The following is an 8,410-nucleotide window of genomic DNA, read 5'->3' on the forward strand; positions in this document are numbered from 1 at the left end:
GAGCCAGCGTGGCTCGGTGGCGGCCGGGTCGTATTTTCAGAAGGGGCGAGGTAGCTGAGGACGTCTTCGATGCTTAGTTAGAATGAAAGATGTTCTGCCCTTTTTATTTCATTGGGATCTTTGCGCTCCCAACCCCCCAATCCTTCCCCGAATCTCCTCCTCCGGCAGATCCACGCCGATAAACACCAGCGTACTCTTGCGCTCTTCCTCCGGCAGCCATTCCCGATCCCAGTCGGCGTTATACAGCCGCTGTACGCCCTGGAACAGCAGGCGGCGCGGTTCGTCTTCGATGGACAGAATGCCTTTGTAGCGCAGCAGGTTGTCGGCGTATTCCAGCAGCAGGCCTTCCATCACGTCGGAGATTTGCATCAGCGGCAGCGGCCGTTCCAACGTTACCACGATCGAGCGGATGTCGCTCTGCGGCTGCGGGATGCGGCGGAACAGCGGGGCCGGCGGCGTCAGGTTCAGTTTGTCGTTCAGCGTAAAGCCTTCGATGTCGAACAGCACGCTCAGATCGATATCGCCGTGAGTCACCTTATACACCGGCGCGCGGGCGTTCATCCGCTGCAGCCGCTGGATCAGCGCCTCGCAGTCCGGCGCCACGTCGGTTTTGGTCAGCAGGAGGCGGTCGGCGTAGCCCACCTGCGCCTGGGCGATGCTGAACTGGCTCAGCTGCTGCTCGGCGTGCGCCGCGTCCACCAGGGTGATGATGCCGTCCAGCAGGAAGCGCTCGCACAGGATCTCGTGCGAGAAAAAGGTCTGGGTAATCGGGCCGGGATCGGCCATGCCGGTGCATTCGATGATCAGCCGGTCGAACGCCAGCTGGCCGCTGTCGACGCCGTCCAGCAGATCCAGCAGTGCGTCCGCCAGTTCGTTGGACTTGCTGCAGCAGATGCAGCCGTTACTCAACGTGGTGATGCGGCTGGCGCGATCGCCGATCAGCGCGTCGTCGATCGGCACTTCGCCGAACTCGTTCTCGATGACCGCGATTTTATAGCCGTGTTCGGCGTTCAGGATGTGGCGCAGCAGGGTGGTTTTGCCGGCGCCCAAAAAGCCGGTCAGGATGGTGACTGCAATGGGTTTCATACGGATCCTTGTGACTGCGGGTTAACAGCAGCGCATGCCGCCTTTACCGTCGCCGCCGTAGCGCGCTTGCTGGCGCTCGCGGAAAAATTCTTTATAGGTCATCACCGGCTTGTCCGGGTGGTTGTCTTTCATGTGCTGGACGTAGGTATCGTAGTCAGGCACGCCCACCAACATGCGCGCCGCCTGCCCGAGATACTTCCCCGCCTGGCCGAGATTTCCGAACATAAGCCTTCTCCAACTCTACCCTGCATCACTACAGCGCTTGCTTTAGCCTGATATTAGGGGAAGCCGGGGGATGGGGTTCCCGCAGGGATGCCCCACCTCCGGGTCACCCCGGGTATCTCGATTGCATCGCGCCGCACGCCTGGCATCTTGCGATGCACAGGCCGTGCGGCTTTGGGTACTACTTAACGTTTATTATGCAGGGTATCCGTTAAATCACATCAATGCTGGGTCGAAACTTTGACTTCCCCCTCAGTTACGCCGTCGGCGGGCGCGGCCTGCGGCACCGGCACGTAAGGCGTTTCCTGGTCGGTGCGTTTCGGGTTCTTGTGCGCCGCCATCGCGGTTTTCACCCCGTAGAAGATGATGCTGTACACCACCAGCAGGAACAGAATGCTCAGCCCGGCGTTGGTGTAGTTGTTTATCACGATGTGGTTCATGTTGGCGATCTGCTGGGCGCTCAGCTCGGCGCCGCCCTCGGCGATTTTGCGTTTGTACTCGCCGGCCAGGAAGAAGAAGCCTTCCAGCTGCGGGTTGTCGCTGAACAGCTTCAGGCCCAGCGCGTAGGTGGTGCAGATCAGCAGCCACACCGCCGGCAGCACGGTCACCCAGATGTATTGGGTGCGCTTCATCTTAATCAGCACCACGGTGCCCAGCACCAGCGCCACGGCGGCCAGCATCTGGTTGGAGATGCCGAACAGCGGCCACAGGCTCTTCACGCCGCCGAGCGGGTCCACCACGCCCTGATACAGCAGGTAGCCCCACAGCCCGACGCAGCCGGCGGTGCCGACGATGCCGGCCACCAGCGAGTCGGTTTTCTTCAGGAACGGCACGAAGTTGCCCAGCAGATCCTGCAGCATAAAGCGGCCGGAGCGGGTGCCGGCGTCCAGCGCGGTCAGGATGAATAGCGCCTCGAACAGAATGCCGAAGTGGTACCAGAAGCCCATGTTGGCGCCCGGAATGATCTGGTGGAACACGTGGGCGATGCCCACCGCCAGCGTTGGCGCGCCGCCGGCGCGGTTCAGCACCGAAGGTTCGCCGATGTCGGTGGCGGTCTGCAGGATCTGTTCCGGGCTGATGACGAAGCCCCAGGAGCTGACCGCCGCCGCCGCGTGCACGGTCACGTCCTTCAGCGAAGCCATGATCATCGGCGCGTCTTCGGTGCCTAAGCGGTGCAGATCCGGCATGGTGATGCCCAGCGCCGCCGGCGGGGTGTTCATGGCGAAGTACAGGCCCGGCTCGATGATGGAAGCCGCCACCAGCGCCATGATGGCGACGAAGGACTCCATCAGCATCGCGCCGTAGCCGATAAAGCGCGCGTCGGTCTCATTGGCCAGCAGTTTCGGCGTGGTGCCGGAGGCGATCAGCGCGTGGAAGCCGGAGACCGCGCCGCAGGCGATGGTGATGAACAAGAACGGGAACAGCGTGCCTTTCCACACCGGGCCGGTGCCGTCGACGAACTGGGTCACCGCCGGCATTTTCAGCTCAGGGTTGAGGATCACGATGCCGATCGCCAGCCCGACGATCACGCCGATTTTCAGGAAGGTGGCCAGGTAGTCGCGTGGCGCCAGGATCAGCCACACCGGCAGCAGGGCGGAGACGAACGCGTAGCCGATCAGCGTGAAGGTGATGGTGGTGTCTTTAAAGGTCAGCGCCGGGCCCCAGTACGGGTCGTGCGCCACCACGCCGCCAAACCAGATGGCGGCCACCAGCAGCACGATGCCGATGATTGACACTTCACCCACGCGGCCGGGGCGCAGGTAGCGCATGTAGATGCCCATAAACAGCGCGATCGGCACGGTGGAGCAGACGGTGAACACGCCCCACGGGCTTTCCGCCAGCGCTTTCACCACGATCAGCGCCAGCACCGCCAGGATGATGATCATGATCAGGAAGCAGCCGAACAGCGCGATGGTGCCCGGTATCGGCCCCATCTCTTTTTTGATGATCTCACCGAGCGAGGCACCGTTGCGGCGCGAGGAGATGAACAGCACCATAAAGTCCTGCACCGCCCCCGCCAGTACCACGCCGCCCAGCAGCCACAGCGTGCCGGGCAGGTAGCCGACCTGCGCGGCCAGCACCGGCCCCACCAGCGGCCCGGCGCCGGCGATGGCGGCGAAGTGGTGGCCGAACAGCACGTTCTTGTTGGTCGGCACATAGTTCAGGCCGTCGTTGTTGACCACCGCCGGGGTGGCGCGGCCGGCGTCCAGCTTCATCACCTTGGTGGCGATGTACAGGCTGTAGTAGCGGTAGGCCACTAGATACACCGCCACCGAAGCGACGACGATCCACAGCGCGCTGATGTGTTCGCCGCGGCGCAGCGCCACCACGCCGAGGCAGGCTGCGCCGAGTATCCCCAGCAGCATCCACGGAATGTGCTTTAAAATCCCCTCTCGTTTCATGAGGTATCCTTAATTCCAGTCTGCAAAATATGAATGAACTCATCCGCTTGTAAGAGATGTCAGAGTGGCGCGGTGAGCCGTAGCGTCTTTCCCGAGGTAAGGCGGGTTTAGGAACAGCTCATCATCGCCGGGGGTAAGGGGGGAAGACAGGCGTATTTCGGTCAGCGGTCAGATCCGCCGGGTGAACGGTTGGATTGGCGGGGTAAGCGGTTTGTTGCATAACCAACAGCCGCCCGTCAGCCGCTGTTGCCAATGCAGCACCCGCCCGAACTCGCTGGCTTTAAACTCCCGGTTTTTCAGCCAGATGCCTTAATGCGGCGGTTGGCACACATCCTGCTATCGGTTTTATAACCAAAACAATGTTTTCAATATTTGTAAGTCAATAATGGTTATATGCGCGCCGCATAACGGCGCCGACGGTCAGAGGGAGAGAAGCATGTCAGCAGCAAACCACTCGCAGCAGCCGATTCAGTTCGCCTACTGGGTGCCGAACGTTTCCGGCGGCCTGGTGATCAGCAATATCCCGCAGCGCACCGGTTGGGACATCGGTTATAACCGCAAGCTGGCGCAGATCGCCGAGCGCGCCGGCTTCGACTACGCGCTTACCCAGATCCGCTTCACCGCCGGTTACGGCGCGGAAAACCAGCACGAATCGGTGTCGTTCTCACAGGCCCTGTTGGACGCCACCGAGAAACTGAAAGTGATCGCCGCGCTGCTGCCGGGGCCGTGGAACCCCACGCTGGCGGCCAAACAGATCGCCACCATCAGCCATCTTTCCAACGCGCGCATTGCGGTGAACATTGTCAGCGGCTGGTTCCGCGGCGAGTTCAAGGCCATCGGCGAGCCGTGGCTGGATCATGAGGAGCGCTACCTGCGTTCGGAAGAGTTTATCCGCTGCCTGCGCGGCATCTGGACTGAGCCCAGCTTCACCTTCGCCGGCGATTTCTACCGTTTCCGCGACTACTCGCTGAAGCCGAAGCCGCTGGCGCCGTTGCCGGAAATTTTCCAGGGCGGCAGCTCACGCGCGGCGCGCGACATGGCGGCGCGGGTCTCGGACTGGTATTTCACCAATGGCAACAGCGTGGAGGGAATTCGCCGGCAGGTGGAGGATATCCAGAGCAAGGCGCAGGCCAATCACCATCGGGTGAAGGTGGGGGTGAACGGTTTCGTCATCGCCCGCGAGAGCGAACAGGCGGCGCAGGCGGTGCTGCAGGAGATCATCGATCATGCCAACCCGGAGGCGGTGCAGGGCTTCGGGCACGAGGTGAAAAACGCCGGGGCGGCCTCGCCCGAGGGCGAGGGCAACTGGGCCAAATCCACCTTCGAAGATTTGGTGCAGTATAACGACGGGTTTAAAACCAACCTGATCGGCACGCCGCAGCAGATCGCCGAGCGCATCATCGCGTTGAAAGACGCCGGGGTGGATCTGCTGTTGCTGGCATTTCTGCACTTCCAGGAAGAGGTGGAGTACTTCGGCCGCGAAGTGATCCCGCTGGTGCGCGAACTGGAGCGCCAGCGGGCAGCGGCCTGAGCGTTCAACCCGTTTGCAGAGTTTGTAGCAGGTGGATAAAGGCGGCGCTGAGCGGCGGCGTGGCCGGCTCATGGCGGGTAAAGACGTAAAAGCGCGCGCTGATGTCGATCTCGTGCGTCGGGATTTTCTGCAGGTGCAGCTGCGGGGCGTAGTGCGCGACCACCCGATCGCTCAGCAGCGCGATATAGCCCTGCTGCCTGACCAGGCACCAGGTCGCCAGAAAGGAGTCGGTCTCGACGATCTGGCCGTGCGGCGTGTAGCGTTCGGCGATCTCGCGGATGGCGGCATGCCCCACCGAGCAGGAGCGCGGCACCACCCATTTGGCCTCGGCCGGCGGCTGCCCGGCTGCGGTAAGATCGCCTCCCTGATAGAGCGAGAAGCGCTCGCTTTTCAGCGCCTGCATGGCCAGATCGGCGCCGCCCGCCGCGCCGTTCAGGCTGCTGACCGCCAAATCCAGCTCGCAGTTTCGCAGCCGGGCCAGCAGGCCTTCCGGGCCGTCCTCCACCACCGTCACCCGGGTATGCGGGTAGCGGCGGTTGAAGCCTTCGAGCACCTGCGGCAGGTAGCACAGCAGCGGATCGACGCTCATCCCCACCCGCAGGCGCTTCTCGCCGCCGGCGCTCAGGCCGCGCAGCTCGTCAAACGCGTTGAGCAACTGGTTGGTGGCGGCGTCTATCCGCCGGTAAAACAGCTCGCCGACCGCCGTCAGGCGCACGCCGCGGTTGCTGCGCTCCAGCAGCCGCGCGCCGATGGACATTTCCAGCTCTTTGAGCACCCGGCTTAGCGTCGGTTGCGAGACGGCCAGCTTTTTCGCGGCATCGTGCAAACTTCCGCAGTGAACGATGTCTTTGAACATCGTCAGATGAGCCAGTTTTGGCATGGTTTTCATGGTGGATCTCCCTGGAAGTGAACGGCATTAGCCGGAGCCGGCGATGCGGCTGTAATAGGCCTGTTTCATCATGCTGTCGTTCAGCAGTTTATTGATGGTCTGGTCGAGCACCGGCGTGGTGACGGAGGCCGGCATCAGCGTGGCGGTGATCTCCACGTCGTCGTCGCCAAAGGGTTCGATATCCAGATGCGAGATAAAGCAGTTTTCTCCTTGCAGCACCTGTTTGAATTTGGCCAGCGCTTCACGCTGTTCATGCTCGAAGGCAATGACGCAAATCTGGTAGGTGGATTCGCCGTTAACGTCATTGAAGGGCTGTTTGTTGACCATATTGACCAGCGGGCGCAGCAGGGTGTTGGCGGCGAGCACGAACAGCGTGGCGGCTAGCGCATCGCCGTACAGGCCGCAGCCGGCGCAGGCGCCGACCGCCGCGGAGCCCCAGAGCGTGGCGGCGGTGTTCAGGCCGCGGATGTTCATCCCTTCTTTCATGATGGCCCCGGCGCCGAGAAAGCCGACGCCGGAGACCACGTAGGAGATGACCCGCACCGCGCCGCCGCTGCCGTCGATGGTCATGGCCAGGTGGACGAAGATCGCCGCGCTGGTGGCCACCAGCGTATTGGTGCGCAGCCCGGCGGTGCGCTGGCGGAATTGTCTTTCGTAGCCGATGGCGGCGCCCAGGACGGACGCGGTCAGCAGCGTCAGCAGTGTATGAATGAAATGCATGATAATAACTCGATGTATTATCCGCTTATCATGAGCCACCCGTGGCGGGGTAACTCTTGATAAACAGGTAGTTAAGTTGGCGGGATCCGTCCCGCCAGGCCAGGCCAGGGCGGCGCTCAGTGCGCGGCGGCGATCTGCCGGCTGAGCGTCTCGCTGATTTTGTCCGTCAGCGGCTGCATCCCCTCGCGGGTGCGCGTCTCGCGGCGCTGCGCGATGTGATAGCAGCCGTCGAGGGTGCCGGCGCCCAGCAGGAGGATGCGATCAGACATCATCACCGCTTCCTCTACGCTGTGGGTCACCAGCACGATGGAGCGGGTTTTGATCTGGCGCGTGCTCCAGATGCGCAGCAGATCGCTGCGCAGGTGTTCGCCGGTATAGACGTCCAGCGCGGAAAAGGGCTCGTCCAGCAACAGCAGCATCGGTTCTACCGCCAGCGCGCGCGCAAAGCCGACCCGTTGACGCATGCCGCCGGAAAGCTCGCGCGGGTAGGCGTCGCGGTAGGGCGCGAGCCCGACCAGATCGAGCATTTTCTGCGTCTGGGTTTCGACCACCTGCGGCGGCAGATCCTGCGCCTGCAGCCCGAAGGCGATATTTTGATAGACGTTCAGCCACGGGAAAATGGCGAAGGTCTGGAACACCATGTTGATCTGCGGATTCGGCCCCGAGACTTTTTTATCCCCCAGCATCACGGTGCCCAGATCCGGCGCGATCAGGCCGGAAAGTATGCGCAGCAGGGTGGATTTGCCCGAGCCGGACTGCCCCAAAATGCTGACGACCTCGTTGTCGTAGAGGCGCAGGTTGATTTCATTCAGCACCAGGCGTTTTTCTTTACCGGTAGGCTGAACGCTTTTGCTGACGTTATTAACCGTCAGCAGCGTGGTTTTTTTTACCATCATGATGTTTCTCCACTCAATTAAAAATATGAGCATGGAAAAATGGCCGATAGTTATCGCCGCGCAGGGGTAAAATAAATGCGAGCGCAAATAAGCCTGAGCGTTATCGGACTGTTAATAAGCGTATGCTGGAAGGATTAGCCTGTCAGGCGCGCCGGAGCGGCGTACGCGGAGGCCATGCGCTGAAGGGGTAAAGCGAAGGGATGTGGTAACTGACGCATATCCTGACACTTTCAGGATGCAATGGGATGACTATTGCTCCTGTGACCTCAGCGATTCCAACAATAAAATAAACAACCAACTGTCGCCGTCCATATCATTTCCCCGTTATTTTTCGTGTGGCCATAATACGCGTGATATTGACTGTGATTCAATGTGGTTAGGCGGAATTATCGCGGCAAAATGTAATTTAATATGAATGCGGGAAAGTTTTTCTTTATTTATTAAACGGGGTGTCAACGAAAATCATGAGAATGAATATAGGCGTTATTTTATGGAAATATAAACCTGAATTAAACGAGAGAATAACAGGGCGGGCGCAAGACAAATAATGAACCGGCCGCAGCGTGCGCTGCGGCCGGTATCGGGTCAGAACTGATACATGATGCCGGTTTCGACAATGTCGTCGGCGCCGGCGCCGACGGCGTTCTGCCGTTGCAGCAGGTTG

Annotated in this window: 7 protein-coding genes; 1 reads left to right on the top strand and 6 read right to left on the bottom strand. The window is 61.1% G+C overall.

Features of this window, described 5'->3' with window-relative positions; genetic code table 11:
- Positions 1 to 108: 108 nt before the first annotated feature.
- From yjiA to ACJ8HA_RS23310, 3 genes are all read right to left on the bottom strand, one after another.
- Positions 109 to 1,086: a GTPase gene (gene yjiA / locus ACJ8HA_RS23300; protein ID WP_089181627.1), complete on the bottom strand. Its 978-nt coding sequence runs from the start codon at positions 1,084 to 1,086 to the stop codon at positions 109 to 111.
- Positions 1,087 to 1,107: 21 nt separating this feature from the next.
- The gene (locus ACJ8HA_RS23305) at positions 1,108 to 1,311 is read right to left on the bottom strand and encodes a YbdD/YjiX family protein (protein ID WP_004953088.1); all 204 of its coding nucleotides are present in this window, start codon (positions 1,309 to 1,311) and stop codon (positions 1,108 to 1,110) included.
- A 218-nt stretch (positions 1,312 to 1,529) separates the two neighbouring features.
- Positions 1,530 to 3,710 carry a carbon starvation CstA family protein gene (locus ACJ8HA_RS23310; RefSeq protein WP_043136262.1) on the bottom strand — a complete coding sequence of 727 codons (2,181 nt, stop codon included), beginning with the start codon at positions 3,708 to 3,710 and terminating at the stop codon, positions 1,530 to 1,532.
- A 436-nt stretch (positions 3,711 to 4,146) separates the two neighbouring features.
- On the opposite strand from ACJ8HA_RS23310, the gene sfnG reads away from it, so the two are divergent.
- Entirely contained in the window at positions 4,147 to 5,241 is a 1,095-nt protein-coding gene (gene sfnG / locus ACJ8HA_RS23315; protein ID WP_025305137.1) for a dimethylsulfone monooxygenase SfnG, read from the top strand.
- A gap of 4 nt (positions 5,242 to 5,245) precedes the next feature.
- Here the strand turns inward: sfnG and ACJ8HA_RS23320 are convergent, their stop codons facing one another.
- From ACJ8HA_RS23320 to ACJ8HA_RS23330, 3 genes are all read right to left on the bottom strand, one after another.
- Positions 5,246 to 6,130 (bottom strand): LysR family transcriptional regulator, encoded by an 885-nt coding sequence (locus tag ACJ8HA_RS23320; protein WP_060434084.1) that lies wholly within the window; start codon positions 6,128 to 6,130, stop codon positions 5,246 to 5,248.
- A gap of 27 nt (positions 6,131 to 6,157) precedes the next feature.
- Positions 6,158 to 6,850 carry an MgtC/SapB family protein gene (locus ACJ8HA_RS23325; protein ID WP_019453282.1) on the bottom strand — a complete coding sequence of 231 codons (693 nt, stop codon included), beginning with the start codon at positions 6,848 to 6,850 and terminating at the stop codon, positions 6,158 to 6,160.
- Between the two features lie 116 nt (positions 6,851 to 6,966).
- Complete coding sequence (locus ACJ8HA_RS23330) at positions 6,967 to 7,746, bottom strand: ABC transporter ATP-binding protein (RefSeq protein WP_442515541.1); 780 nt, start codon at positions 7,744 to 7,746, stop codon at positions 6,967 to 6,969.
- Positions 7,747 to 8,410 lie beyond the last annotated feature (664 nt).

Source organism: Serratia sp. CY33802, from assembly GCF_052169095.1.
Taxonomy (GTDB): Bacteria; Pseudomonadota; Gammaproteobacteria; order Enterobacterales; family Enterobacteriaceae; genus Serratia; species Serratia bockelmannii.